We start from the raw sequence: 26235 nt of genomic DNA on the forward strand, positions 1-26235 counted from the left end.
TTGTTTGGCCGTTGGGTTCTCGGTTGGTGCATTGCGGATTTCGCCCGGCGGTTGCCGGGGCTCGGGTGCCGGCCCTTTGGGGCGAGGGGATCGCATTCCCATTAGCCGCCTCCCTTTCTCGATTTCCGGCCCCTGGGCTCCAGTTGATTTTTGCTGGTTGTCGCTTTGATGGCGATTTGCTGGTGGCGCTGTGACCTGCGGATTCGCTTGTGGGTGCGGTAGTTGGCGGGAGTGGCTGCGAGGTGCCGGCCGCCTGCGACATACTTTGTGGGACGTGTGAAGATTTCGTGTGTGGGGTGCTCGTCCGATTCACTTGATCTGGGCTGATGTTCTGTTCGATCATTCGCTTCCCGCGATGGTGCAACCGGCGGCCGGTGGGTGGCGTCTTACCGGGTCATCCCTCGGGGGTGCCCGTGGTGTTCGCGGGCCACTCCTGGAGCCCTGGGGTGGCGGGACGATCGCGTCAGGGTGGTCGTATCAGGGCAATTGGGGTGTTTGGAAAGAGCTGGTGCGCATGAGGGCATTTGACGCATCGCCACAAGCGGTGCCTTGCGCGTACAACCCTTTTGGGGGGAAGCGTGTCCAACAGGCGTGGCAGAGGTACTCGGATTCACCATCGCCCCGGCGGGAGCAGCCGGCGCAGCAGTGCGCCCGCAGCGCCCACGGGCTTCCGGGGGCATGCCGGTGATCGCCCCCTGGTCCGCCGCGCGCCCCGCGCAGTTGTCGACGCAGCGTGGGGACACTGACGACGCGATGGCAGCCGGCACCACAGTCGACCACCTCACCGAGACCTACCGCGCGCACTACCGCTCCCTCCTCGGACTGGCGGCGCTGCTGCTCGACGACACCGCCTCCTGTGAGGACGTCGTACAGGAAGCCTTCATCCGCGTGCACTCCGCCCGCGGCCGCGTGCGCGACCCCGAGAAGACCCTGGCCTACCTGCGGCAGACGGTCGTCAACCTCTCGCGCTCCGCGCTGCGCCGCCGGATCCTCGGGCTGAAGCTGCTCTCCAAGCCGATGCCCGACATGGCGAGCGCCGAGGAAGGCGCCTACGACCTGCTGGAGCGGGACGAGCTGATCAAGGCGATGCGCGGGCTGCAGCGCCGTCAACGGGAAGTGCTGGTGCTCCGGTACTTCGCCGACATGACGGAGGCCCAGGTCGCGGAGACGCTGGGAATATCGCTCGGCTCGGTCAAGGCGTACGGTTCGCGGGGCATCGCGGCGCTTCGCGTCGCCATGGAGGCTCCGGCGTGAGTGCGGCAGGATCCAGCCGGGGAAACACCGGGCACGACGGGGACCCCCGGGAGGGGCGGGACGCCCGGGAGCCCTGGGAACCCCGAGAGACCCGCGGCGGCTGGGGACGAGAAACCGTTCCAGGGGCCGGCGAGGTGCATCAGGACGGCCGGCACGACGACTTCGAGGCGAGTGCGGGCAGCGGTCCGGCTTCCCGGGCCAGCGAGGCGCCAGCCGCTGATTCCGCTTCCAGGTCCGGTTCCCGTTCCACTTCTGGATTCGGAACCGACCCTGGGACGCGTTCCGGCTTCGGCGGCGAGGACGAACTGCGGCGCCTGCTGCAGTCCCGCGTCGCCGATCTGGAACCCGCACCGGACGCACTGGAGCACCTGCGACGTGCCGTTCCGGCCCGCCGCCAACGACGCCGGCACGCCGTGGTCGGCGCGGCCGCGGCGCTGCTGCTCGGCGGCACGGCGATCCCGGCGATGGTCCACGTGGCGAGCTTCGGCGACGCCCCCGGAGACCGGCCGGCGAACGCCGCGAGCAGCCGCACCGCCGAGCAGGACACCAGCGGCGGATACGGCGAGGGCACCGAGCGGGCCAGCACCCGCCCGAGCGGCGGAGGCGGCGGCAAGCCCGGCACGGACCACCCGCCGGACACGGCGGGCAAGGGCACCGCGATGCCCGGCGCGGGAGCCGGCGCCGGGGTCGGCACGCCCGCTCCCGACGCGACCATGGACGTCACCTCGCCGGTCTGCGGACGCGAGCAACTCGGCAAGGGCACGGGCACGGTCGGCCCGGCCGACTCCTCAGGACGGGTCTACGGCGCGTTCCGGGTGGTGAACACCTCCGCTTCCGCTTGCTCCGTGCAGGGCGGCGGAACGGTGGACCTCACCCCACAGGGCTCCACCAAGGCGGACAAGGTCCACGTCGTCGACCACACCTCGGGCGACGACGCCCCCGGGCTGCCGGATCCGGCGACCACCCCCGACCAGTTGGTGTTGAAGCCGGGGCAGGCGTACGAGGTCAAGTTCGCCTGGATCCCGGCCGCCGGCGGCGGGCCGACCGGATGTGTCAGCCCGGGGCCGTCGCCGACGCCCGATCCGTCCAAGGCGCCCGGAGAGTCACCGGCCGCCGCGGCGACGAGCGGCGGCGGCACGGAAGGCCAAGCCGGCGGAGACACCGGCACCGGGGACGGCGGCGCGGCGGGCGGCGGCGTGCTCCTGACCCACACCCCGGAGGCCGGCGAGCCCGTCGCGGCCGACGTCAAGATCGCGGACGCGTGCGCCGGCACGGTGTACCGCACGGCACCACTGGCGACGTCGTAGTCGGACCAGGTCGTAGTCGGACCAGGTAGTGGCCGCACCGGGCCGTGGCCGGTCGCTGCCGTGGCTGGGCTGTGTCGTGGCCGGCCGCTGTCGTGGCCGGACTGTGTGGTGGCCGATCTGTGTGGTGGCCGATCCCTGCCGTGATGGGGCGGCGCCAGGGCTTCGTGCACGGCGTCGTGGTCGGTGTGCCGGCCGGTGCGCCGGGCCGTTCGCGTGATGGTCCGCGTGGTGGTCCGGGTGGTGGTCCGGGCGGTGGCGCGGTGAGTGCGGGCACCTCGTCGGGAGCGAGTCGGGAGCGGTCTGCTGCCGTGGGCGCCGACGAGGGCGCACGGCCCGGGTCGCGCGGGTCCGGCGGCGGGAGGGGAGGGGGCGGTGCGGCCGTGCGGCGCGGGCCCCGTACCGTTGGTGGGGTGTACCGGTTCCTGCTGACCCCGCGGTGGTGGGGAATCAACGTCTTCGCCGTACTGGCGATCCCCTTCTGCATCTTCATGGGCAGCTGGCAGTTGAGCCGCTTCGACGCCCGGGTCGCCTCGCAACAGCAGCAGGAGGACCGGTCCGCTGACGCCAAGACCGCGGCTCCCCGACCGCTGCAGAGCCTGCTGCCCGTCGACCAGATCACCTCCGGCCGGCAGGCCAGCGCCCGCGGCCGCTACGACACCGCGCACCAACTCCTGGTCCCGGACCGCACCCTGCAGAGCAAGCACGGTGACCAGCAGGGCTTCTACGTCCTGACGCTGCTCCGCACGGACGACGGCAAGGCCCTCCCGGTCGTCCGCGGCTGGCTCCCCGGTGACGCGAACGCCAAGGCCGACACGGCGAAGGTGCCCGCACCGCCCGCGGGCGAGGTCACGGTCACCGGTGCGCTCCAGGCGTCCGAGAACCAGGGGACGTCCGGCGTGCAGGCCGGCGGCGGCCTGCCCAAGGGACAGCTCGGCATGATCAGCGCGGCGTCGCTGGTCAACCTCGTGCCGTACGGCGTCTACGACGCCTGGATCACCCTCGCCGACCCGCCGGCCCCGCTGCACGCCGTGCCGCCGGCCGCGGCGGAGGGCAGCGGCCTGGACATGAAGGCGTTCCAGAACCTCGGCTACACCGGCGAATGGTTCGTCTTCGCGGGCTTCGTCGTCTTCATGTGGTTCCGACTGGTCCGCCGCGAGGCGGAAGCAGCCAAGGACGCCGCCCTGGGCATCCTCCCGGAGGAAGCGGACGGGGCGACGAACGGGGCGAGCACCGGGGCGACGAACGGGCCGAGCACCGGGGCAGCGAACGCGGGGGCCGGCCCGGCGACGGACGCAGCGACGGACACGGCGACGGACGGACCGGCGGACGGACCGGCGGACGCGGCGAAGGACGCAGCGGCGTCCGGGGCGGCAGTTGGCGCGAAGGAGAACACGGGCGGTGACGGGGGCGGGGGCGTCCCGGCCGGGGACGCCGGGGACGAAGTCCCGGCGGGCAAGTAGGGGACTGTTCCCCTGGGGGCCTCCCCCCCCCGCCCACCCACCCCGGCCTCCCCCCCCCACCACCGCTACTCGGTCTTCGTCGTTGTCTTCTTCTTGTTCTCCTCCTCCGTGGTCCGCGGCGGCTGGGCGTCCAGGTGGCGGCGGGCGAAGTCGAGTTCGAGTCGGACCTGCTTGATGCGTTCCTCGACGACGAGGGAGCCGTGGCCTGCGTCGTAGCGGTAGACCTCGTGCGGGTGGTCGCGCCCTTCGAGGCGTTGGACGTAGTTCTCGACCTGACGGATCGGGCAGCGGGGGTCGTTGACGCCGGCGGAGATGTAGACGGGGGCCTGCACGGCGTCGACGTACGTCAGGGGGGAGGACGCCTCGAAGCGGTCGGGGACCTCTTCGGGGGTTCCGCCCAGGAGGGTGCGGTCCATGGCCTTCAGGGCTTCCATCTCGTCGTGGTACGCCGTGACGTAGTCCGCGACGGGGACGGCGGCCAGGCCCAGTGCCCAGGCGTCCGGCTGGGTGCCCAGGCCCAGCAGGGTCAGGTAGCCGCCCCAGGAGCCGCCGGCCAGCACCAGTCGCTCCGGGTCCGCGAGGCCGGAGGAGACCGCCCACGCGCGCACGGCGGCGATGTCCTCCAGTTCGATCAGTCCGACGCGGTGCTTGAGCGCGTCCGTCCAGGCCCGGCCGTAGCCGGTGGAGCCGCGGTAGTTGACGCGGACGACCGCGAAGCCGTGGTCCACCCAGGCCGCCGGGGATGAGGCGAAGGCGTCGCTGTCGTGCCACGTCGGGCCGCCGTGGACGTCGAAGAGGGTGGGGAAGGGGCCCGGGCCGGGGGGCTGCTGGATCAGCGCGTGGATGCGGCCGCCGGGTCCGTCCACCCAGACGTCCGTCACCGGGACCGATCCGGGGGCCTTCATCCCGGGCGGGTCCAGGACCACCGTGCCGTCGGTCGACCGCACCTCCGGCGGCTGGGCGGCGGAGGACCACAGGAACTCCACGGTCCCGTCGGGCCGGGCGGTGGCGCCGGAGACCGTGCCGGCGGGGGTGTCGACGCGGCTCAGGGCGCTGCCGGTGGCGTCGGCGGTGGTCAGGTCGTAGCGCCAGAGCTCGCTGCGGGCCTGGTACTCGTGCTCGATCAGGAGCGCCGAGCCGTCGGGGTACCAGTCCGCTCCCACGTCGCCGGGCAGGTCGATGTCCAGGGCGGTCTCCACGCCCGTCAGCGGGTCCCAGATCATCGGTTCCCAACGGCCGCGCCGCTGGTGCCCGACGAGGAGCCGGCTGTCGCCGTCCACCGGGGCGAAGCCCATCACCGACAGGCCCAGTTCCTCGCTGCCGCCGTGGGTGTCGTCCAGTTCGGCGACGGTGGAGCCGTCGGTGCGGACGACGCGGATGGCGGAGTGCATGGCGTCGCCGTGCTCGGTGTGCTCGATGGCGATCAGCGAACCGTCGTGGGAGAGGTCGCCGACGCCCGCCGACTCGCGGTGCCGGTAGATCTCCACCGGCGGCTGTCCGGGCCGGACGACGTGGAGGGTGGAGCCGTCCTCGTCCGTCGAGCGGCCGATGACCGCCGTGCCGTCCCGGTCGATGGCCAGTCCGCCCGGATAGGAGGGGTCGAGTCCCGGCGCGGCCGGCTCGTCCGGGCCGCCCGTGAAGGGTTGGCGCATCCAGATGCCGAATTCGTCGCCGTCGGTGTCGGAGAACCACCAGATCCATTGGCCGTCCGGCGAGAGCGTGCCGTCCGTCGTGCCGTGCGGGCGGTCGGTGGCCTGCCGTTGGGTGCCGCTCGCGCGGTCCCAGGCGTACAGCTCGAAGGTGCCGGTGGCGTTCGAGACGAACAGGGAGCGGTCCGGGGCGTGCTCCGCCCACTCCGGCAGTCCGATCCGCGGGGCGCGGAAACGCTGCTCCCAGTCCGGCATGCCGGCGGTCGTGCCCGCCGCGGTGTCGGCGGAACGGGGGTGGGCGGGGTGCGGATCGGCGGGGGTGCGGCCGGGGCCTGTGGTCTCGTCAGTCATGGGGCCATTCTGCGCCCGGCGGTGGAATTTCCGCTGGCGAGGCCGGCGGGCTGTGGATAACTTCGCCCTATGCGAGACGAGGAGGGACCCGACGACTGGCGCGAGGTGAATCGTGCGAGGTGGGACGAGCGCGTCGGCCTGCACACCGCGAGCGACTACTACGACCAGGGCGCGTTCCTGCGGACCCGGGACGTGATTCGCGACTTCGAGGCCGCGGAGGTCGGCGACGTCACGGGGCGGAGCCTGCTGCACCTGCAATGCCACTTCGGCCAGGACACGCTGTCGTGGGCGCACCGCGGCGCGGCCCGGGTCGTCGGCCTGGACTTCTCCGAACCCGCCATCGAGACGGCCCGCGACCTCGCCGCCGAACTCGGCTACGGCCCGGACCGCGCGGCGTTCGTCGCCGCCGACGTCTACGACGCGGCCGAGGCGGTGCCCGACCCGGCGTACGACATCGTCTACACCGGGATCGGTGCGGTGAATTGGCTGCCTGACCTGGTGGGTTGGGCCGAGACCGCGGCGTCGTTGGTGGCGCCGGGCGGTTTCCTCTACCTCGCCGAATTCCACCCGCTGGGCGACGTGCTGGACGAGGAGACCGGTTCGCGCGTCGCCTTCGACTACTTCCGGCGTGAGGCGTGGGACGAGGAAACGTCCGGCAGTTACACGGACTTCGGGGCGCGGACGGTCCACAACAGGAGCGTCGAATGGCAGCACTCCCTGGGGGAGGTGGTCAGCGCGGTGGCGGCGGCCGGGTTGCGGATCGCGTTCCTGCACGAGCACGACATGACGCTGTTCCAGCGGTTCGGCGTGCTGCGACGGGGCGAGGACGGCTTCTACCGGTTCCCGGAGGACCGGCCCCGCATTCCGCTGATGTACTCCCTGAAGGCGACGAAGCCGGTGGCCTGAAGCCGGTGGCCTGAAGGCGCCGGCCTGACGGGGCATCGACGGCCCCGTTGGGCCGCGGAGCCCGCCGGGGCCGGCGCGTCGCCGGCCGGTTACTGTGGCGGACGGCCCGGTCGGTTTCGGTCGGCCGCCCCGGGGACCGGCCTTCGGCCCTCCGGCCTTGAGGGGACCGGTCGTGGTCGGCGGCCCCAAGGGACGGCGGGGAGCGACCACTTCGAGCCCGGCGCCGGTCCGCGAGGACGCGGGCGGCGCCGGTGGGCTCGGCAACCAACACTGCAACGGGGGTTTTGTCCGTGCGCGTACGCAGACGGATGGCTGGTGCCGCGGGCGCGAGCGTGCTGGCGCTGATGGCCGTGGGGTGCGGCGGACCGGCCGCCAAGCCGGGCCCGGGGGCGTCCGCCGAGCGCGTGACGCCCGCCGAGCCGCTGCCGATGGTGTCCGCGGCCCGCGCCGCCACCTGGACCGGCACGGACCACACGGCGCGCCCGCTGCGCCTCAAGCCGACCCGGCTGGCCCGGGGGCACCCCTCGGACCTCGCGCACATCCGGTTGGACGACGACCTCAAGGGGATGGTCCCGTACTACCTCACCGTGTCCTACACCAACACCGGCAAGGACGCGCTCAGTCAGGTGTACCCGGAGCGGAACTTCTCCCTCACCGGAGTGGACGGCAAGGCCGGCGAGCAACTGTCGTTGTTCCGCAACGACCCGCTGGCCACCGGCAACGGGCTGCCGCCGGAGTGCCAGGAAGCCGGGAAGGCCACGCTCGCCGCCGGTGAGACCTCGGCGGTCTGCCAGATCTTCATGCTCCCCAAGGGGCTGAAGCCGGGCAACGTCTCCTACAAGGACGACGGCGGCGACACCCTGCTGTGGCAGATCGGCGGCGCGCTCCAGGGCGCGCACGGGGTGCTGCCCGCGCACCGGCCGGCCGACGCGGTCACCACGGACAGCGACCGCCGCACGGCCACCGTCCTGGCCACCCCGAAGAGCGTCCGCCCGGGTTCCCCGGCCGATCTGAGCCGCTACGACCTGGACGCGGACCAGAAGAAGCTCGTCCCGTACTTCGTGACGGTGGTGTACCGGAACACGGGCACCCAGGACCTGCTCCCCAGCCTCAACGACAGCCTGACGCTGACCGGCGTCAGCGGTCAGCAGGCGCGGAAGATGATCTTCTTGGACATCGGCGGTCCCGGCGTCCCCCACTGCCCGGAGGCGGTGCCCCACAAGATGCTCAAGCCGGGCGCCACGGTGACCGAGTGCACCGTCCACATGCTGCCGAAGGGCGACCCGCCGGCCTCGTTGACCTTCCAGGGCAGCGGCGACGGTGCACAGCCGGTCACCTGGCGGGCGGCGGCCGACGGCCCGCAGTAGCCGACCCGGAGTCGACGGGCCGGCGGCGGGGGCGGGAGCGGGCGTCGGAGGCCGCGGGTGCGGGCCCCGACGCCCCTCGCTCACGGCGTGGCGGTCGCACCGCGCCGCGCCAACAGCGGCCCGAAGTCCGGTTCGTGGCCGACCACCGCCCGGAACGCCGCCATCGGGTCGACGCTGTTGCCGCGGCTGAGCAACTCGCGCCGGAACACCTCGCCGCTCTCGCGGACCGTCCGGCCGTTCTCGCGGAACCAGCGCACGGTGTCCGCGTCCAGGACCTCCGCCCACCGGTACCCGTAGTAGCCGGCCGCGTAGCCACCGCCGAAGACGTGCGCGAAGTACCCCGTGCGGTAGCGCGGCGGGATCGCCGGATGGGCCAGCCCGTGCCGCGCCAGCACGGCGGTCTCGAACGCCGCCACGCCGGCCGCGTCGGGCAGTTCCGCGGCCGGCAGGGTGTGCCAGGCCCAGTCCAGGACGGCGGCGGACAGGTGCTCGACGCTGTCGAAGCCCTCGCCGAACCGTTCCGCCTCCCGCAGCCTGGCCGGCAGTTCGGGCGGCATCGGCTCCCCGGTGCGGTGGTGCCGGGCGTACCGGGTCAGCACCTCGGGCCACTCCGCCCACATCTCGTTCACCTGCGACGGGAACTCGACGAAGTCCCGCGGCACTTCGGTGCCCGCCAGCAACGGGTAGCGCACGTCGGAGAACAAGCCGTGCAGCGCGTGCCCGAACTCGTGGAAGAGGGTGGTGACCTCGTGCCAGTTCAGCAGCACCGGCTCGCCCGCCGCCGGTTTGGCGATGTTCAGGTTGTTGACCACCACGGGCCGCTGCCCCAACAGGTGCGACTGCGTGACCAGTTCGTTCATCCAGGCGCCGCCGCGCTTGGACTCCCGGGCGTGGAAGTCGCCGACGTACAGGCCGAGCGGGCCGCCGTCGACGTCGTGCACCTCGAAGACCCGGGCGTCCGGGTGGTACGCGACCAGATCGGGGCGCTCGGTGAAGGTGATCCCGTACACCAGGGTGGCGGCGTGGAAGACGCCGTCCCGCAGGACCGCCTCCAGCTCCAGATAGGGGCGCAGCGCGGCCGCATCGAGGTCGAACCGCTGCCTGCGCACCCGCTCGGCGAAGAACTGCCAGTCGGCGGCGCCGACTTCCGGCACGCCGGCGGCCGCCGCCAACGCCGCGCCCTCCCGCTCGGCATGGGCCACCGCCGGGCCGATCAGCTTGTCGAACATCTCCTCCACGGCGCCGGCCGTGCCCGCGGTCTGGTCCGCGACCTGCCAGGAAGCGTGGTGGGGATGGCCGAGCAGGGCCGCGCGCTCGGCCCGCAGCCGGGCCACGGTCACCGCGACGGCCGCGTTGGCGGCGCCGCCGCGCCCCATGGAGGCGGCCAGCAGCCGCTCCCGCAGCGCGGCGTCCTCCAGGGCGGCGAGCTGCGGCTGGTTGGTGAAGTTCAACAGGCTCAACACGAAGGCGCCGTCGTGCCCGAGGGCCCGGGCGTTCTCGGCGGCCGCGGCGATCTCGTCGGCGGGCAGCCCGGCCAGCTCCTCGGCGCGGTCCACCACCAGCGCGGCCGCCGCGGTGTCGGCCCGCAGGTTCTGCTGGAACTCCGTGCACAGGGTCGCGAGTCGCGCGTTCAGCTCCCGCAGCCGCTGCTGCTGCGCGGGCGCCAACCGGGCCCCGGCCCGCACCCGCGCGCCATGGTGCCGCGCCAACAGGCGCGCCTGCTCCTCGTCCAGCCCGAGCCCGTCCCGGCCGTCGTGGAGCGCCGCCAAACGGGCGAAGAGGGCCGGATCGAGCAGTAGCGCGTCCTCGTGGGCGGCCAGCCGCGGCACGATCTCCGCCTCCAGCTCCTGGGTGGCCCGGTCGGCGTCGGCGTTCGCCTTGTTGAAGAACACCGCGGACACCCGCCGCAGCACCGCACCGCTGCGCTCCAGCGCCACCACGGTGTTCTCGAACGTCGGCGGGTCGGGGCTCGCCCCGATGGCGGCCACTTCGGCGAGTTGCTCGTCGACGCCCCGCTCGAAGGCGGGCCGGAAGTGCTCGTGCCGGATGCGGGCGAAGGGCGGTAGCCCGTAGGGGAGTTCGCTCGCCGTGAAGAAGGGGTTCGACGCCGCGTCGTCCGCGTGCCGTCCTGCCGCGGCCGGAGCGGACGCGGATCGCGCGTTCGCCTCCGCCGCCGTCGGGGAACTGGGACTCGTCTCGGTGCTCTTCGCAGAAGTCACGGAGTCCGACCCTACGCGCGCCACCGGCCCGCGGCGCGGCGCTTTACCCGCCCTATGACGCCTGATCATGGCGTCCCCACCACCGCCCGTAGGGGCCGCACCGGCCGCCCGACGGCATGAAAACGCCCGATCGCTGGCGACGGGGGATGCACCAGCGATCGGGCTACGACCCAGCCTAGCAAGGCTGCCCCTGTGACGGGAGTCAACTGCCGAATTGCCTGGCGGAGTTGTGACCGGTTTCACGCCTTCCGGCCGTGTCCCGCGCGCCGCCTACCCGCCGCACGGCGGCGCGTACGACAGGTGCGGCAGATACTCGTGCCACTTCTCCGGCGTCAGAACACCCCTGGTCGTGGCGCAGATGCGGCGGATCGCCCCGTCGGTGTCCAGGTCCCACAGCCGCACGGTGCCGGCACCACTGGACACGCCGAGCAGATGGCTCGTCGGACTGAACGACAAGAAGTTGCCGGTCTTGGCGTTCGGGCTGGTCGCCTGGCCGATGGCGGCGGCCCGGGACGGGACCGCGACGTTCCAGAACCGGACGGTGTTGTCGTTGCCGCCGCTCGCCAACGTGTGGCCGTCCTTGCTGAACGTCAACGACACCACCGCCTCGGTGTGACCGGTCAGCGGCGGGCCCAGCCGCGTCGCCGCACGCGGATCGGCGGTGTTCCACAGACGAACGGTGTCGTCGTCGCTGCCGCTGGCCAGCGTGCGGCCGTCCGGGCTGAACGCCAGCGCGTTGACGGGACCCAGGTGCCCGCGCAGCGGCGCGCCGAGCCCGGTGGCGTGCGCCGGGTCGGTGGTGTTCCACAGCCGGATCGTGTCGTCGGCGCTGCCGCTGGCCAGCGTGCGGCCGTCCGGACTGAAGACGAGGGAGTTGACGTACCCCTGGTGACCGGTGAGGAGCCCCCCGAGGCGACGCGGGTGCGCCGGGTCCGCGATGCTCCACAACTGGACGGTGAAGTCGTCGTAGGCGGTGGCCAACGTGCGCCCGTCGGGGCTGAACGCGACCGTGTCCGGGCCCGCGAACCGGATCGGCAGCGTGAGGGGCGGCCCGTGCGGCACCGGCCGGGACGGGTCGGCGACGTTCCACAACTGGACCGCCGGGCTGGGGTTGCCCGTCCGCACCGCCAGGGTGCGGCCGTCGGGGGAGAACGCCACCGCGTAGACGTTGCCCCCCTTCCCGGACCGGAAGGGCTCGCCCAGTTCCACGGGCCGCTTGGGCGACGCCACGCTCCACAGCCGCACCTTCTGGTCCCGGGCGGCCGTGGCCAGCACCTTCCCGTCCGGGCGGAACGCACCGATCCGACCGACCATGCTGGACGTCGGAATCGACCACAGCCGCACCTTGCTGTCACCGCTGCCGGTCGCGAGGGTCCGCCCGTCGGGGCTGAAGCCCACGGCGTACATCTCCCCGCTGCTGCCTGCCAAGGGCTCCCCGACCTGCGACGGGAACGCCGGATCGCTGACGTTCCACAGGCTCGCCGAACTGTCCGCGCTGCCGGCGGCGAGCATGCTGCCGTCGGGGCTGAACGCCACGGACCACATCGGGCCCGTGTGGCCGGTCAGCGGCGCGCCGAGCGGCTCCGGGTGCTGCGGATCGGCCACGTCCCACAGCCGGACGGTGTCGTCGGCGCTGCCGCTGGCCAGCGTGCGGCCGTCGGGACTGAACGCCACGGAGTGCACCGTGGCCGAGTGGCCGGTCAGCACCGTGTCGATCGGCGTCGGACGCCGCCGGTCGGCCACGTCCCACAGCCGGATCGCGTTGTCGTCGCCGCCCGCCGCCAGCGTCCGCCCGTCGGGGCTGAACGCCACGGAGCGCACCGCGGCGGTCGGGCCGGTCAACGAGGCGAGCGCCCGCGGGCGCTGCCGGTCGCCGACGTCCCACAGGCGCACGGTGCGCTGCTCGGTGGCCGCGGCCAGCGTGCGGCCGTCCGGGCTGAACGCGACCAGGTAGACCGTGCCGTCGTGGCCGGCGATCGGCGCGCCGATCGGCTCCGGGTGGCGGGGGTCCCGCACGTCCCACAGCCGGATCGTGCCGTCGTCCGAGGCGCTGGCGAGGGTCTGCCCGTCCGGACTGAAGACGGCGGCGCTCACCCAGCTGGAATGACCGGTCAGCGGCGCGCCCAGCGGTTTGGGGCGGGTCCGGTCCGACACGTCCCACAGCCGGACGGTCCGGTCGTAGCTGGCGGTGGCCAGCAGCCGGCCGTTCGGGCTGAACGACGTCAGGTACACGGCGCCGGTGTGGCCCAGCAGCGGCGTGGCCAACGGCGCGTTCACGATCGAGACCAGCCGGTTGTTCGTGCCCTCGTCGTCGGGCCGCAGCCCGTGCGCCACCAGGTCCAGTTGCGCGGAGAGGGACGGATCCGTGTACTGCGCGCGGTCGGCCTGCGCCAACACCTGCTCGAAGACGGTGTCGTCGCGCTGCCGCCACGCGACGACCGCCGCGCCGACGGCCACCATCGCCATGACGACCAGGGCCGCCACCGCACCGCGACTGAGCCAGACCACGCGTCGGCGCAGCCGCACCGAAGCGGCCAGGAACTCCACCGCACTGCGGGTGAGCAAGGTGTCGCCGGCGGATTGCGCCCAGGTGCGGGCCTGCTCCAGCCGGGAACCCCGGTAGAGCAGCGACGCGTCGCGGTCCGAGCCCTCCCAGGCCCGACCGTCCTCCTCCAGCCGCTGGCGCAGCAGATTGCCGTTGCGGTCCTCGTCGATCCAGTCGCGCAGCCGCGGCCAGGCGTGCAGCAGCGCCTCGTGGGTGATCTCCACGGCCTCCGCGTCGAGCGTCACCAAACGGGCGTGCACCAGCGCTTCGAGCGACTCCTCCGTCTTGTCGGGGTCCGTCGACTCGTCCGCCAGCTGGCGCCGGGTCCCCCGCCGCCGCGTGGCCTGGGTGTCCTCGCCCAGCCGGACCAGCCGCAGCAGGAGCAGGCGCGCAGCGGTGCGCGCGGTCGGGTCGAGACCGGTCCAGGCCCGCTCGGCGGTCGCCGCCACCGCACCCTGGATGCCGCCCGCGGCACGGTAGCCGGCCAGCGTCAACCGCCCCGCGGACCGCCGCTGCCAGGTGGCGAGCAGGGCGTGCGAGAGCAGCGGCAGCACCCCCGCGTCGTGCGCCCCGCCGGGGCCGTCGATGCTCACCTCCCGGACGATCAGCTCCGCCAGGCCCGGTTCGAGTTCCAGGCCGACGGCCTTGGCCGGACGGATCACCGCCTCGCGCAGCTCCGCCGTGGTCAGCGGGCCGAGCACCATGTGCCGGTGCTGCAGCGCGTCGGCCAGCTCCGGATGGCCCAGGCACTGCTCGTAGAAGTCGGCGCGTATGCCGAGGATGACCAGCGCCGGGGCGGGGCCGTCGGCGTCGGTGGGCGTGCACGCGGCGTGCAGCAGCCGGATGAAGGCACGTCGGGCCGCCTCGTCGGAACAGAGCGTGAACGCCTCCTCGAACTGGTCCACGATCACCACCGGCCGGGCGGCGGACGCCTCGCCCCCCGCCCAGGCCGTGGTCGCGGCCCGCACCGCGGAGCCGAACCGCGCCGGGTCCGAATCCTCGGCGCCGGGCCCGTCCGCGCCGGCCAGGACCGGCACCAGCTCGGGGATCCGCCGGGTCACCTCCGCCAGCGGATCACCCCCCGGCACCAACTGCAGCACCTGCCGCCCCCGGCCCGCTCCGTCACCCAGCGCGCCGTTCTCCAACGCGGGCACCAGGCCGGCGTTGAGCAACGAGGACTTCCCCGCCCCCGAAGCGCCCACGAGCATCACCAGCCCGCCCGTCTTCTCCGCCGCCCGCAACTGCGCGACGAGGGCGTCCAGGCTCCGCTCCCGTCCGAAGAACCACCGGGCGTCCTGCTGACGGTAGGAGGCCAACCCCCGGTAGGGGCAGACGCCGGCGACGGCGGCGGCCTCGGCCGGGGCACGGTCCTCCTCCTGCGCGGCCGTCGCGGTGCGGTCACCGACCGGACCGGCGACCGCACGCTCCCACAGGCGCTGCCACTGCGCCATGTCGTACAGTCCCGCGGACACCGGCGCGGGTCGCGCCCGCCGGGCCTCCGGGATCAGGACGTGCAGCACCGCGGCGAGCGCGGCGAACTGCGCGGGGACGTTCTTGGCCCGCCGCCAGTCGCTGATCCGCTGCACGGACACCCGCACCGGCCGCCCGCGTTCGTCGACCCGCTGCAACCGGACGACGGACTCGGCCACCTTCTTCAGGGGAGGGTTGCCCGCCTCCTTGTAGAGCAGCGCGAGACGTTCGGCGAAGGCCGTGCGTGCCCCTGAGTCGGAACTCAAGGTCTCCACCCCTTACTTCCCCCGCACCTGGACATCCGGACCGGAAAACTCACCTTAACCGGCTGACCTGCGACGAAGGGGTCCAACCGACGCCGGAACCTCCTCCCCGGAAGTCACAGCTGGCAGGATCACCACGCGGCAGGGCAGCAATCGGGTACTACCCGGACATGCCACCGGTTCAGCCCTCGGAGCGACACCTCTTGAGGCGCGATCCCGGTCCCCTGCCGCCCGATCCGCCGACTGCGGATCGATGCCGCCTGTGCCGTTCGGCACCGGTCCCCACGAGGGGAGGGACCGGTGCCGAACGGCGCGGAGCTCACCGCCCCCTGATCGCGCTCGCCGCCGGACACCGTGCGCAGCGGGCCGGAAGACCGGCGTCCGACGCGGCCGCCCGCACCAGGACCCACCGGGCCGGCCCGGGCAAGCCACCCCCGCCTCCGACGGCGTGACGGAACTTCAGCACCCGGGAAACGCATCAGGGGCCTGACCCGCTCTCGCGGATCAGGCCCCTGACCTGTGTTCCTTCAGTCGGGGTGGCGGGATTTGAACCCACGACCTCTTCGTCCCGAACGAAGCGCGCTGCCAAGCTGCGCTACACCCCGAAGCAACGAGCTCTACTTTAGCGGACTGATCCCCGTAGGTGAAATCCGCTTTCGGTCGACGACGGAAACCGCTCTGACCTGCGGTTTTATCGGAAGGTGCGGAGGGGGCTTCGGGGGGCCAGTGAGGCGTCGGGGGGCGCCGGAGGGGGGTAAGTGACGCAGGTCACGCCGAATTGGGGCGTGAATCCGGGTCCGGGGCACCGGTGGGCCCGTCCGGAACGCGCGCGGCCCCCGACCCTGGGTGCGGGGACGGGGGCCGGGGTGCGCAGGTGGGTCAGTCGCGCGCCGTCAGCGTCAGGAGGGTGGCCTCCGGCGGGCAGGCGAAGCGGACGGGGGTGTAGCGGTTGGTGCCGCAGCCGGCCGAGACGTGGAGATAGGAGGTCCGGCCGTCGGCGGTGTGGGTCGAGAGGCCCTTGGCACGCTGGGTGTCGATGTCGCAGTTGGTGACGAGGGCGCCGTAGAAGGGGACGCAGAGCTGGCCGCCGTGCGTGTGGCCGGCCAGGACCAACGGGTAGCCGTCGGCGGTGAAGGCGTCCAGGGACCGCAGGTACGGGGCGTGGACGACGGCCACGGAGAGGTCGGCGTCGGCTTCCGGGCCGCCGGCGACCTCGGCGTAGCGGTCGCGCTTGATGTGCGGATCGTCCAGGCCGGTCAGTGCGATCTGTGCGCCGTCCAGCTTCAGGTGGCCGCGGGCGTTGGTGAGGTTGACCCAGCCGGCCGCGTCGAAGGCGTCGCGGAGGTCCTCCCACGGGTTGTGGACGACGCCGACGGCCGGGGCGTTGCCGTTCAGGCCGTGCCGGCCCTGGACCTTCTCGAACAGGTAGCGGGCGGGGTTCCGCAGCCGCGGGCCGTAGTAGTCGTTGGAGCCGAAGACGTAGGCGCCGGGGAAGTCCATCAGCGGGCCCAGGGCGTCCAGGGCCTCCGGGACGCCCTCGGGGTCGGAGAGGTTGTCGCCGGTGTTGACGACGAAGTCGGGGCGGAGCCCGGCGAGCGACTGGAGCCAGCGCTGTTTCTTGCGCTGCCCGCTGACCATGTGGATGTCGGACACCTGCAGGACGCGCAACGGCCGCATGCCGCGGGGCAGTACGGGCACGGTGACGCGCCGCAGGCGGAAGGAGCGGACTTCGAAGCCGGCGGCGTAGGCCAGGCCGGCCGCGCCGACCGCGGCAAGGGACAGGGGAACTCCGTATCGCGCGCGCATGGGTCCATGGTTGCAGAGTGGGGACGGCGGCGGGCAGGGCCGATGCGATCTTGGTTCAAGCGGTCCGGCGACCCCCTGGCGCGAGGACGCGTGACCCGGGCCGGGCGCGCGGCGGAAAAGGCGCGACGGTTGTCGGCGGGTGGGGGCATACTCAAGGTCATGACCACGCTCAAGGCCAAGCTCAAGGACGACCTCACCGCCGCGATCAAGGCGCGCGACGAGCTGCGTTCCGCCACCCTCCGTCTGACGCTGACCGCGCTCCAGAAGGAGGAGGTGGCGGGCACCGAGGCGCGCGAGCTGTCCGACGGCGAGGTCGAGAAGATCGTCGCGCGGGAGGCGAAGAAGCGCCGCGAGGCCGCCGAGGCGTTCGACAAGGGCGGTCGGGCCGAGCAGGCCGAGCGCGAGCGCGCCGAGGGCGAGGTGCTCGCCGAGTACCTGCCCAAGCCGCTGACCGACGACGAGTTGGAGTCGCTGGTCGCCGCGGCGGTGGCGGAGGCCACCGGGGCCGGGGCCGAGGGCCCGAAGGCCATGGGCGCCGTGATGAAGATCGTCAACCCGAAGGTGGCGGGCCGCGCCGACGGCGGCCGGGTCGCCGCGATGGTGAAGAAGCTGCTGGCCGGCTGAGGCCGTACGCGACGGCCCGGCCCCGGCCGGTCGTCGCACGCACGTCGAAGGGGCGCCCCCCGTTGGGAGGGCGCCCCTTTCGCGTGCCGCGCCGGTGGTCAGGCGGGCCGGTGGATCACCAGCCGCCGTTCCCGCCGCCCAGGATGTCGGGGAAGCCGGGGATGTGCCAGCCGCCGCCGGGCTTCGGCTTCTGCGGGGGCTTCGGCTTGCCCTTGTTGCCGTCGTTGCCCTTGTCCTTGGGGCCGTCGATCTGGACGGTCGGCAGCGCCGGGGCCGGCCGACCGTCCAGCGCGCCGCCCATCAGGTCGCGCCAGATCGGGCCGGGGGTGTCGGCGCCGTAGACCTTGTCGTGCGGTACGCCGCCGATGGTGATGTTGTACATCTGCCGCTGGTGGCGGGGGTCGCCGACCCAGACCGCGCCGGCGGCGTTCGGGGTGTAGCCGACGAACCAGGCGGCGTAGCGGCTGTCCGTGGTGCCGGTCTTGCCGGCGCTGTCCCGCCCCTTGAGGCCGGCCTCCTTGCCGGTGCCGTCCTCGACGACGCCCTTGAGGAGCGCGTTCACGGTGTCCGCGGTCTTCTTGGACATCGCGCTGCGGCAGTTGCTCTTGGGGACGTTCAGCGCCTTGCCCTGCGCGTCGGTGATCGACTCGATCGCGACGGGGGAGCAGTAGGTGCCCTCGTCGGCGAAGGTGGCGTAGGCCGTGGCCATGGTCAGCGGGGACATCTCCTGGCCGCCGAGCGCCATGGAGGGCACCTGCTTCATGGGCTCGCCGTCGGCCCGCTGGATGCCCATCTTCTGGGCCATGGTGACCGCCGGGCAGATGCCCATGTCGCTGATCAGCTGCACGTAGTAGGTGTTGACCGACTTCGCGGTCGCCTCCTTCATGGCGTACGGGCCGACTTCCTTGGGGTCCTCGTTCTGGACGGTGTCGTGGTCGCTCCACTGGCCGTCGCAGGTCTGGACCGGCGTCGGGTACGCCATCTTGAACGGTGAGGAGTACTGCTGGTACGGGCTGATGCCCTGCTCCAGGGCGGCCGCCGCGATGATCGGCTTGAACGTCGAGCCGGGCTGGTAGCCGGCGCCGCCGCCCATCTTGCGGTCGACCGAGAGGTTGATCTGGGTCTGGTTGGTGCCGAAGCCGTACGGGCGGGACTGGCCCATGCCGAGGATCTTGCCGGTGCCCGGCTGGACGACCGCGGCGGCGCCGGCGACCGGGTCGTCCGCGTAGACGTGCTTGCTCAGCGACGCCTGGATGGACTTCTGGGTCTGCCGGTCCAGAGTGGTGCGGACGGTCAGGCCGCCCTGCATCCAGCGCTTGGAACGGATCTCGCGGGTCGCGCCGAACGTCTTGTCGTTCAGCAGCACCTCGCGGACGTAGTCGCAGAAGAAGCCGGCGCCGTCGGTGGAGGTGATGCAGCCGTTCTGCGGGCGGCTGACCTTCAGCTTGATCGGCTGGGCGGCGGCCGCGTCGGCCTGGGCCCGGGTGACGTCCTTCAGGTCGGCCATCCGCCGCAGCACGGTGTTGCGACGCTCCGTCGCCGCCTGCGGGTGGTTGACCGGGTCGTACCGCGTCGGGGACTGGACGATGCCGGCGAGCAGCGCCGACTCCCCCAGGCTCAGGTCCTTGGCGGACTTGCTGAAGTAGCGCTGGGCGGCGGACTCGACGCCGTACGCCTGCTCGCCGAAGAAGGTGATGTTGAGGTAGTTCTGGAGGATCTTGCGCTTGCCGAGCTTCTCCTCCAGCTTGATCGCGTACTTCAGCTCCTTGACCTTGCGGCCGAGCGTCTGCTGGGTGGCCTGCGCGACCTTGTCCGGGTCGTCGCCCGCCTCCTCGACGAAGACGTTCTTCACGTACTGCTGGGTCAGGGTCGACGCGCCCTGGGAGACGCCGCCCGACTGGGCGTTCTTGTTGACCGCGCGCAGGATGCCCTTGAGGTCGATCGCGCCGTGCGTGTAGAAGCGGGCGTCCTCGATGGCCACGATCGCCTGCTGGACGTACGGCGACATGTCCTTGAGGCCGACGACGGTGCGGTCGCGGGAGTAGACCGACGCGATCTCCCCGCCGTCGGAGTCGAGGATGGTGGTGCGCTGGCTGAGCGGCGGGGTCCTGAGGTTGGCCGGGATGTCGTCGAAGCCCTCGACGGACGTCTTGGCCGCCAGCCCCAACGCTCCGGCCGCCGGAAGCGCGATCCCGGCCAGGACGGCTCCGGCAAGGACGCTGACACCGAGGAACTTGGCGGCCTGCTGGGTCCTGGTCGGACCCCCGCCCTCGCGCTTCTTAGCCATGGGCGAAGCCTACGTTCTCATTCGCCGGACAGGGGCGCACCTGTTCGTTTAGCCTGTTCTCACCTGCCGCAGCTGAACGGTTTCGCCTGAGTACGTCAAGCCCTCCTCCCGGCGTGGGTGCCGTCCCACATGCCCGCTGTGTGCCAGAAATCCCTTGCCACTACAGCGAACTGTCCCGCTTGGGAGGGAAGTGACGTATGTCGCACGGTCACTCCGTTGGGTGATCTGCCGCGTACGCATAGTCCGTTCGGGCCATTCAAGATTGGGCCCGAAGGGGGTGTTGCGCCCTGCCCGGCTTCCGTAACGTCCTCAACTGGCAACGGTGAATATGCCGTTTGCCGCCGTGGGGGAGCCTCGATTCGGGAGAGGACGGCGCCAGCATGGGCTGGGTAACCGACTGGAGTGCACAGGCAGCATGCCGCACTACCGATCCGGATGAACTGTTCGTTCAAGGGGCGGCGCAGAACCGCGCCAAGGCGGTGTGCACCGGTTGTCCGGTGCGTACGGAGTGCCTGGCCGACGCCCTGGACAACCGGGTGGAGTTCGGTGTGTGGGGCGGGATGACGGAACGCGAGCGGAGGGCGCTGCTGCGCCGCCGGCCGACGGTCACGTCATGGCGACGCCTGTTGGAGACGGCGCGTACGGAATACGAGCGCAGCACGGACCTGTTGCCGGTGGACTGCTCGGACGACGCGTTCGACGACGAGTACGCGGCGGTCGGGTAGCGCCCGTTCGCCGTGCGGCGGCCGTCCGTTCATCAGTGGTCGGCCAGCCGTCGGTCAGACCTCGGTCTCGCCGGGGCGCAGCGCCAGGCGGTCGCCGATCGTGCGCAGGCCCGCGAGGTCGTGGACGTCACCGGGCAGCGCACCGACCTCCGTCACCGGCACCTCGGGGTGCAGTGCGGTGAAGCGGTCACGGGTGCGCCGTTCGCGTGCCAGGACCTGCATGCGTTCGGCGTGCAGTCGCAGCAGGCCGGCGGCGAGTTGCGCCGTCGGGGCCGAAGGGGATGTCGCGTGCTCCGCCGCGGCGGCGGGGGAGGAGCCACCGGGGGTACGTGATCCAGTCTTCCCGTCGGCTAGATCGACAATGCCGGCCGGCTCAAGATTTTCCACGGACGGTGAACCGCCGTCACGGGACGGCGAGTTGGCGTCGTCGTCCGCCCCCGATGCGGCCGCCTCGTCCTCCGGGACGCGGTCGGGAAGGCCCTCCGTCAGCGCTTCCGCCGCGGCCAGCGCCCGCTCGGCGCTGAGCTGGGCCGCGCCGCTGCCGTGCACGCGGTTGAGCACCAGCCCGGCCAGCGGCATCTGTTCGGCGGCCAGCCGCTCGACGAAGTACGCCGCCTCGCGCAGCGCGTCCCGCTCCGGCGCGGCGACCACCAAGAACGCCGTGCCGGGCGCCTGGAGTAGTCGGTAGGTGGCGTCCGCGCGGGTGCGGAAACCGCCGAACATGGTGTCCATCGCGGCCACGAACGTCTGCACGTCGCGCAGGAGTTGGCCGCCCATGAGCTTGCTGAGGGTGCCGGTCATCATCGACATGCCGACGTTGAGGAACTTCATGCCGGCCCGCCCGCCGACCTTGGCCGGCGCCATCAGGACCCGGATGAACTTGCCGTCCAGGAAGGACCCCAGCCGCTTGGGCGCGTCCAGGAAGTCGAGCGCCGAGCGGCTCGGCGGGGTGTCCACGACGATCAGGTCCCACGCGTCGCCGGCGCGGAGCTGGCCGAGCTTCTCCATCGCCATGTACTCCTGCGTACCGGCGAAACCGGCAGACAGGGACTGGTAGAAGGGGTTCTCCAGGATGGCGCGGGCCCGCTCGGCGTCCGCGTGGCCCTCGACGATCTCGTCGAAGGTGCGCTTCATGTCCAGCATCATCGCGTGGAGTTCGCCGCCGGCACTCTCGTCGACGCCCTTGACCTGGCGGGGGACGTTGTCGAGCTCGGAGATGCCCATCGACTGCGCGAGGCGGCGGGCCGGGTCGATGGTCAGCACCACGACCTTGCGACCGCGCTCGGCGGCGCGCACCCCCAGCGCCGCGGCGGTGGTCGTCTTGCCGACGCCGCCCGAGCCGCAGCACACCACGATGCGGGTGCGCGGGTCGTCGATCAGGGCGTCGACCTCCAGCCACGGGGCCGAGGCGTCCAGCGTCGTGTCGTCCGAGGTCATATGGGCCCCTGTTTCCGCAGGTCTCTGGCCAGGCCGTAGAGCCCGGCGAGGTCCACTCCCTCGGGGAGCAACCCCAGCTCGTAGGTGGGCAGGCCGAGGTCGGTGAGCGCGGCGTGCTGGGTGCGCTCCAGCTCGACCCGCTCGGCGTGCTCGCGCGCCTGCTCCAGCAGGGGGTCGATGAGGCGCTCCGCGAGGCCGCCACGGCGGGCGCCGCCCAGCCCGGCCTGGGAGAGCGCCTTGGCGATGCCGGTGCGGGCACCGCGGGCGGCGACCTCCAGATCGCCGTTGTCCAGCAGCGCGGGGCGGGTCATGTTGATGACGACGCCGCCCACCGGGATGCCGGCGGCGCGCAGTTCGGCGATGCCGTCGGCGGTCTCCTGGACGGGCATCTCCTCCAGGAGCGTCACCAGGTGCACCGCCGTCTCGGGGGACTTCAGGACGCGCATCACGGCCTGCGCCTGATTGTGGATCGGGCCGATCTTGGCCAGGCCGGCGACCTCGTCGTTGACGTTGAGGAAGCGGGTGACGCGGCCGGTCGGCGGGGCGTCCATCACGACCGCGTCGTAGACGAACGCGCCGCTCTTGTCCTTGCGGCGGACGGCTTCGCACGCCTTGCCGGTCAGCAGGACGTCCCGCAGGCCGGGGGCGATGGTGGTGGCGAAGTCGATCGCGCCGAGCTTCTTCAGGGCCCGGCCGGCGCTGCCGAGCTTGTAGAACATCTGGAGGTAGTCCAGCAGGGCGCGCTCGGCGTCGATGGCCAGGGCGTGCACCTCACCGCCCCCGGGGGCCACCGCGATCTTGCGCTCCTCGTAGGGAAGCGCTTCGGTCTCGAACAGCTGGGCGATGCCCTGCCGGCCCTCGACCTCGACCAGGAGGGTGCGGCGCCCTTCGGTGGCCAGGGCGAGGGCAAGGGCAGCGGCGACCGTGGTCTTGCCGGTGCCGCCCTTGCCGCTGACGACATGGAGCCTGCTCACGCCAAGGAGCCTAACCAGTCCGCGTCCCGCGTACGCACGGGATACGCCTGGGAGCACCCGGAGATCCGCCCGCGCGAGGTCAGGGACGGCGTCGGGGATCGGCCCTAGGGGTCGTGGACCCCCCGGCCCCCGGGACAGGCATTACGCTCGCCCCATGACCAAGTGGGAATACGCGACCGTGCCGCTGCTCGTGCACGCGACGAAGCAGATTCTGGACACCTGGGGCGAGGACGGCTGGGAGCTGGTCCAGGTCGTGCCGGGCCCGAACAACCCCGAGCAGTTGGTGGCCTACCTGAAGCGGGAGAAGGCGTGAGCGCCGTAGAGGAGAAGATCGCGGCGCTCGGCCTGAAGCTGCCGGAGGTCGTGCCGCCGCTGGCCGCCTACCAGCCCGCGGTCCGCTCCGGCGCGTACGTCCACACCTCCGGCCAACTGCCGATGGTGGACGGCGCGCTGCCGGTCACCGGCAAGGTCGGTGCCGAGGTCAGCCCGGAGCAGGCCAAGGAACTCGCCGCGGTCTGCGCGCTCAACGCGCTGGCCGCCGTGAAGTCCGTCACCGGTGACCTCGACAAGATCGTGCGGGTCGTGAAGGTCGTCGGTTTCGTGGCGTCCGCGCCGGACTTCACCGGCCAGCCGGGCGTCGTCAACGGCGCCAGCGAGCTGCTCGGCGAGATCCTGGGCGACAAGGGCGTGCACGCCCGCTCCGCCGTCGGCGTGGCGGTCCTGCCGATCGACGCCCCGGTCGAGGTCGAGATCCAGGTCGAGATCGCCGACTGACGGTCCGCGCATGGTTGCGCTCGCGTCCGGATCGGGCCGTCCCCGCGGAGGGCCCCTCGAACATCCGCACGCGAGCGCATAGCATCCGGCCATGGCGTCGACGACGAATGGCCAGTGGTATCCGCCGGAATGGCCGGCCCGCATCCGGGCCCTGACGAACGGCGAACTGACGCCGTCCGCGCCCCGGCGGGCCGCGACGGTCCTGCTGCTGCGGGACACCGACCACGGCGGTCCCGCCGTCCACATGCTGCGCAGACGCGCCTCCATGGCCTTCGCCGGAGGCGCGTACGCGTATCCGGGCGGTTCCGTCGATCCCCGGGACGAACGGCCCATGGGGTGGGCCGGGCCCTCGCGCACCGAATGGGCGGTGCGGTTGGGCGTCGACCCGTCCACCGCGCAGGCCATCGTCTGCGCCGCGGTGCGCGAGACGTTCGAGGAGTCCGGGGTGCTGCTCGCCGGCGACTCCGCCACCACCGTCGTCGCGGACACCAACGGCGAGGAGTGGGCCGCGGACCGGGCGGCGCTGGTCGCCCACGAGCTGTCCTTCGCCGACTTCCTGGCCCGCCGCGGCCTGCTGCTCCGCTCCGACCTGCTGGCCGCCTGGGCGCGCTGGATCACCCCGGAGTTCGAACCGCGCCGCTACGACACGTTCTTCTTCGTCGCCGCGCTGCCCGCGGGACAGCGCGCCCTCAACGTCTCCACGGAGGCGGACCGGACGGTGTGGATCCGCCCGGAGGAGGCCGCGGCCGGCTACGACCGCGGGGAGCTGCTGATGATGCCGCCGACCATCTCCACGTTGCGCTCCCTCCAGCCGTACGCCGGCGTCGCCGAGGCGCTGGCCGGAGCCGGGGCGCAGGACCTGACGCCGGTGCTGGCCCGCGCGCACCTGGTGGACGGCGAGATCGTGCTGAGCTGGCCGGGCCACGACGAGTTCACCAAGCACATCGCGACGGACGAGGGCCCCGCCGGGCGTTCGGGAGGTCCCTCCGCATGACCGAAGCAGCCGCCCTCCCCGGCCAGCCCCGCGGCGGGGTCCTCACGGGGCCGGCCACCGCGCGCGCCCACTGCGTCCTGGCCCCGAACCCGTCCCCGATGACGCTGGACGGCACCAACACCTGGATCGTCGCCGAGCCGGGCTCCGACCTGGCCGTCGTCATCGACCCCGGACCGCTCGACGAGGACCACCTCCGAGCCGTCATCGCCACCGCGGAACGGGCCGGGCAGCGGATCGCCCTGACCCTGCTCACCCACGGGCACCCCGACCACGCCGACGGGGCGGCCCGGTTCGCCGAACTGACCGGCACCCCCGTGAGGGCGTTGGACCCGGCGCTGCGCCTGGGGGACGAGGGGCTCGGCGCGGGCGACGTCATCACCACCGGCGGCCTGGAGCTGCGGGTGGTGCCCACCCCTGGGCACACCGCGGACTCGCTCTGCTTCCACCTGCCCGCTGACCGGGCGGTCCTGACGGGCGACACGATCCTCGGGCGCGGCACCACGGTGGTCGCGCACCCCGACGGACGGCTCGGCGACTACCTCGACTCGCTGCGCCGGCTGCGCTCCCTCGCCGTGGACGACGGGGTCGCCACGGTCCTGCCGGGCCACGGGCCGGTGCTGAACGACGCCCAGGGGGCGGTGGAGTTCTACCTGGCGCACCGGGCCCACCGGCTGGCCCAGGTGGAGACCGCGGTGGAGGCCGGCCACCGCACCCCCGGCGAGGTCGTGGCCAGCGTCTACGCGGACGTCGACCGCTCCTTGTGGCCGGCGGCCGAGCTGTCGGTGCGGGCGCAGTTGGACTACCTGGGCGAGCACGGGCTGATCTAGGGCCGAACGGCCCCCGCCCCGACCCAACGGGCCCGGCGGGCCGTCCAGGGCCGCTACGGGGCCGTCAGGGCCCTTGGGGCGGGAGCGCCTTCGCCCCGTGGACGGCCAGGTACTCGTCGGCCAGCCACGGGGCGAGCCCGGTCAGCAGGTCGTCGAGCAGCTCGGGGTACACGGCGGGGTGCCGGGCGGCGCGCGCCGCCATGCGCATCCGCTCGGCGTGCGCCGGGTAGTACTGCCCGAACACCTCGGCGGACTCGACGAGGTCGCTGGTCCAGCCGCCCCAACGCGGCATGACCAGGGTGAACCCGGTGCGGACGAGCTTGCGCGTCATCCCGCGGGTCAGTCGGGTGAGCTCCTCCTGGGTGGTGGCCGCGGCGGCCCGCTCGCGCATCCCCGGTAGGTGTCGGTGCAGGTCGCCGTTGGTCTCCCGGGCGAGCAGCGAGGTGGGTCGGTAACGGGGCAGCGCCGCCGTCACGTCCGGCCCGCCGAGCGGCGTGCACAGACAGGCCACGAACCACGCCATGTCGTACCGCTCCGGCGCGCCGAGCAGCCGGCCCTCGGTGATCAGCAGGATCCCGGCGCCGTCGATCTGCGGGAAGGCGGCGTCCAGCTCCGCCTCCACGGCCCGGGCCGCGGCCCGGTCGGTCCCCGTGGGTTCGTCGGCGGTGCCCGTACGCAGGACGAGCAGCGCGTCGAGGTCGGACACCCCGGGGACGGCGGTGCCGCGCGGGATGCTCCCGTAGAGGTAGCTGCTCAGCAGCCGGTCGGGGGGAAAGTGGGTGGCCAGTCGGGCGGTCAGCCCCGCCACGACGGGCGCGAACGCCGCGGGCACGCGCACCAGGGAACCCTCCCGAACGAAGCAGCCGTCCTGGTCGAGGCCCTTGCCCCGGGATTCCCCGCCGGTTTTCATGGCGCCCACTATGGGGCGGCGCGATGGCGGGCCGCGAGCCATTTGTCGACGGCCGCCGCGCGGGTACGGCAGCGGGTACGACAAGG

The 26235-nt window shown here is 72.8% G+C and carries 19 protein-coding genes and 1 tRNA gene; 11 read left to right on the forward strand and 9 right to left on the reverse strand.

Annotated features, from left to right (window positions below; genetic code table 11):
* Positions 1 to 678: 678 nt before the first annotated feature.
* The 3 genes from ACLJT4_RS06745 to ACLJT4_RS06755 all read left to right on the forward strand — a co-directional run bounded on the left by ACLJT4_RS06745 (position 679) and on the right by ACLJT4_RS06755 (position 4021).
* On the forward strand, positions 679 to 1254 hold the full coding sequence (locus ACLJT4_RS06745; protein ID WP_016575566.1) for a SigE family RNA polymerase sigma factor: 576 nt from the start codon (positions 679 to 681) through the stop codon (positions 1252 to 1254).
* A 134-nt stretch (positions 1255 to 1388) separates the two neighbouring features.
* Positions 1389 to 2561 carry a hypothetical protein gene (locus ACLJT4_RS06750; protein ID WP_411121436.1) on the forward strand — a complete coding sequence of 391 codons (1173 nt, stop codon included), beginning with the start codon at positions 1389 to 1391 and terminating at the stop codon, positions 2559 to 2561.
* A 410-nt stretch (positions 2562 to 2971) separates the two neighbouring features.
* Complete coding sequence (locus tag ACLJT4_RS06755) at positions 2972 to 4021, forward strand: SURF1 family protein (RefSeq protein WP_411121437.1); 1050 nt, start codon at positions 2972 to 2974, stop codon at positions 4019 to 4021.
* Between the two features lie 65 nt (positions 4022 to 4086).
* Here the strand turns inward: ACLJT4_RS06755 and ACLJT4_RS06760 are convergent, their stop codons facing one another.
* Positions 4087 to 5925, reverse strand: coding sequence for a S9 family peptidase (locus ACLJT4_RS06760; RefSeq protein ID WP_411121693.1), 1839 nt, complete (start codon positions 5923 to 5925; stop codon positions 4087 to 4089).
* Between the two features lie 165 nt (positions 5926 to 6090).
* Between ACLJT4_RS06760 and ACLJT4_RS06765 the strand changes: the two genes are divergently transcribed.
* Positions 6091 to 6927 (forward strand): class I SAM-dependent methyltransferase, encoded by an 837-nt coding sequence (locus tag ACLJT4_RS06765; RefSeq protein ID WP_411121438.1) that lies wholly within the window; start codon positions 6091 to 6093, stop codon positions 6925 to 6927.
* Positions 6928 to 7235: 308 nt separating this feature from the next.
* On the forward strand, positions 7236 to 8294 hold the full coding sequence (locus tag ACLJT4_RS06770) for a hypothetical protein (RefSeq protein WP_411121439.1): 1059 nt from the start codon (positions 7236 to 7238) through the stop codon (positions 8292 to 8294).
* An 80-nt stretch (positions 8295 to 8374) separates the two neighbouring features.
* Here ACLJT4_RS06770 and ACLJT4_RS06775 read toward each other — a convergent pair whose 3' ends face one another.
* The 4 genes from ACLJT4_RS06775 to ACLJT4_RS06790 form a co-directional block, all read right to left on the reverse strand.
* Positions 8375 to 10513, reverse strand: coding sequence for a M3 family metallopeptidase (locus tag ACLJT4_RS06775; RefSeq protein WP_411121440.1), 2139 nt, complete (start codon positions 10511 to 10513; stop codon positions 8375 to 8377).
* 270 nt (positions 10514 to 10783) lie between these two features.
* Positions 10784 to 14803 carry an AAA family ATPase gene (locus tag ACLJT4_RS06780; protein WP_411121441.1) on the reverse strand — a complete coding sequence of 1340 codons (4020 nt, stop codon included), beginning with the start codon at positions 14801 to 14803 and terminating at the stop codon, positions 10784 to 10786.
* A 519-nt stretch (positions 14804 to 15322) separates the two neighbouring features.
* Positions 15323 to 15396 (reverse strand) — tRNA-Pro (locus tag ACLJT4_RS06785).
* Between the two features lie 274 nt (positions 15397 to 15670).
* Positions 15671 to 16597 (reverse strand): metallophosphoesterase, encoded by a 927-nt coding sequence (locus tag ACLJT4_RS06790; protein ID WP_016571816.1) that lies wholly within the window; start codon positions 16595 to 16597, stop codon positions 15671 to 15673.
* Positions 16598 to 16756: 159 nt separating this feature from the next.
* On the opposite strand from ACLJT4_RS06790, the gene ACLJT4_RS06795 reads away from it, so the two are divergent.
* Complete coding sequence (locus tag ACLJT4_RS06795; RefSeq protein ID WP_016571817.1) at positions 16757 to 17221, forward strand: GatB/YqeY domain-containing protein; 465 nt, start codon at positions 16757 to 16759, stop codon at positions 17219 to 17221.
* A gap of 115 nt (positions 17222 to 17336) precedes the next feature.
* Here the strand turns inward: ACLJT4_RS06795 and ACLJT4_RS06800 are convergent, their stop codons facing one another.
* Positions 17337 to 19508, reverse strand: coding sequence for a transglycosylase domain-containing protein (locus tag ACLJT4_RS06800; RefSeq protein ID WP_411121442.1), 2172 nt, complete (start codon positions 19506 to 19508; stop codon positions 17337 to 17339).
* A gap of 380 nt (positions 19509 to 19888) precedes the next feature.
* Here ACLJT4_RS06800 and ACLJT4_RS06805 point away from each other — a divergent pair, with 380 nt between their 5' ends.
* Positions 19889 to 20233, forward strand: a complete 345-nt coding sequence (locus ACLJT4_RS06805; RefSeq protein WP_411121443.1) for a WhiB family transcriptional regulator — start codon at positions 19889 to 19891, stop codon at positions 20231 to 20233.
* Positions 20234 to 20287: 54 nt separating this feature from the next.
* Here ACLJT4_RS06805 and ACLJT4_RS06810 read toward each other — a convergent pair whose 3' ends face one another.
* Entirely contained in the window at positions 20288 to 21670 is a 1383-nt protein-coding gene (locus ACLJT4_RS06810; protein ID WP_411121444.1) for an ArsA family ATPase, read from the reverse strand.
* Positions 21667 to 22644, reverse strand: a complete 978-nt coding sequence (locus ACLJT4_RS06815; protein ID WP_016571821.1) for an ArsA family ATPase — start codon at positions 22642 to 22644, stop codon at positions 21667 to 21669. The genes ACLJT4_RS06810 and ACLJT4_RS06815 overlap by 4 nt, the downstream gene beginning before the upstream one ends.
* Before the next feature lie 154 nt (positions 22645 to 22798).
* On the opposite strand from ACLJT4_RS06815, the gene ACLJT4_RS06820 reads away from it, so the two are divergent.
* The 4 genes from ACLJT4_RS06820 (at position 22799) to ACLJT4_RS06835 (ending at position 25239) form a co-directional block, all read left to right on the forward strand.
* Entirely contained in the window at positions 22799 to 22957 is a 159-nt protein-coding gene (locus ACLJT4_RS06820) for a DUF4177 domain-containing protein (RefSeq protein WP_003967454.1), read from the forward strand.
* On the forward strand, positions 22954 to 23418 hold the full coding sequence (locus ACLJT4_RS06825; protein ID WP_411121445.1) for a RidA family protein: 465 nt from the start codon (positions 22954 to 22956) through the stop codon (positions 23416 to 23418). Before ACLJT4_RS06820 ends, ACLJT4_RS06825 begins: the two co-directional genes overlap by 4 nt.
* A gap of 91 nt (positions 23419 to 23509) precedes the next feature.
* Positions 23510 to 24412, forward strand: a complete 903-nt coding sequence (locus tag ACLJT4_RS06830) for an NUDIX hydrolase (RefSeq protein ID WP_411121446.1) — start codon at positions 23510 to 23512, stop codon at positions 24410 to 24412.
* Entirely contained in the window at positions 24409 to 25239 is an 831-nt protein-coding gene (locus tag ACLJT4_RS06835; protein WP_016571824.1) for an MBL fold metallo-hydrolase, read from the forward strand. Before ACLJT4_RS06830 ends, ACLJT4_RS06835 begins: the two co-directional genes overlap by 4 nt.
* Before the next feature lie 64 nt (positions 25240 to 25303).
* Here the strand turns inward: ACLJT4_RS06835 and ACLJT4_RS06840 are convergent, their stop codons facing one another.
* On the reverse strand, positions 25304 to 26149 hold the full coding sequence (locus tag ACLJT4_RS06840; RefSeq protein WP_411121447.1) for a nucleotidyltransferase: 846 nt from the start codon (positions 26147 to 26149) through the stop codon (positions 25304 to 25306).
* Positions 26150 to 26235: the final 86 nt, after the last annotated feature.

Origin of the sequence: Streptomyces sp. x-19, from assembly GCF_046549115.1 — a bacterium.
Lineage (GTDB): Bacteria > Actinomycetota > Actinomycetes > Streptomycetales > Streptomycetaceae > Streptomyces > Streptomyces albulus_C.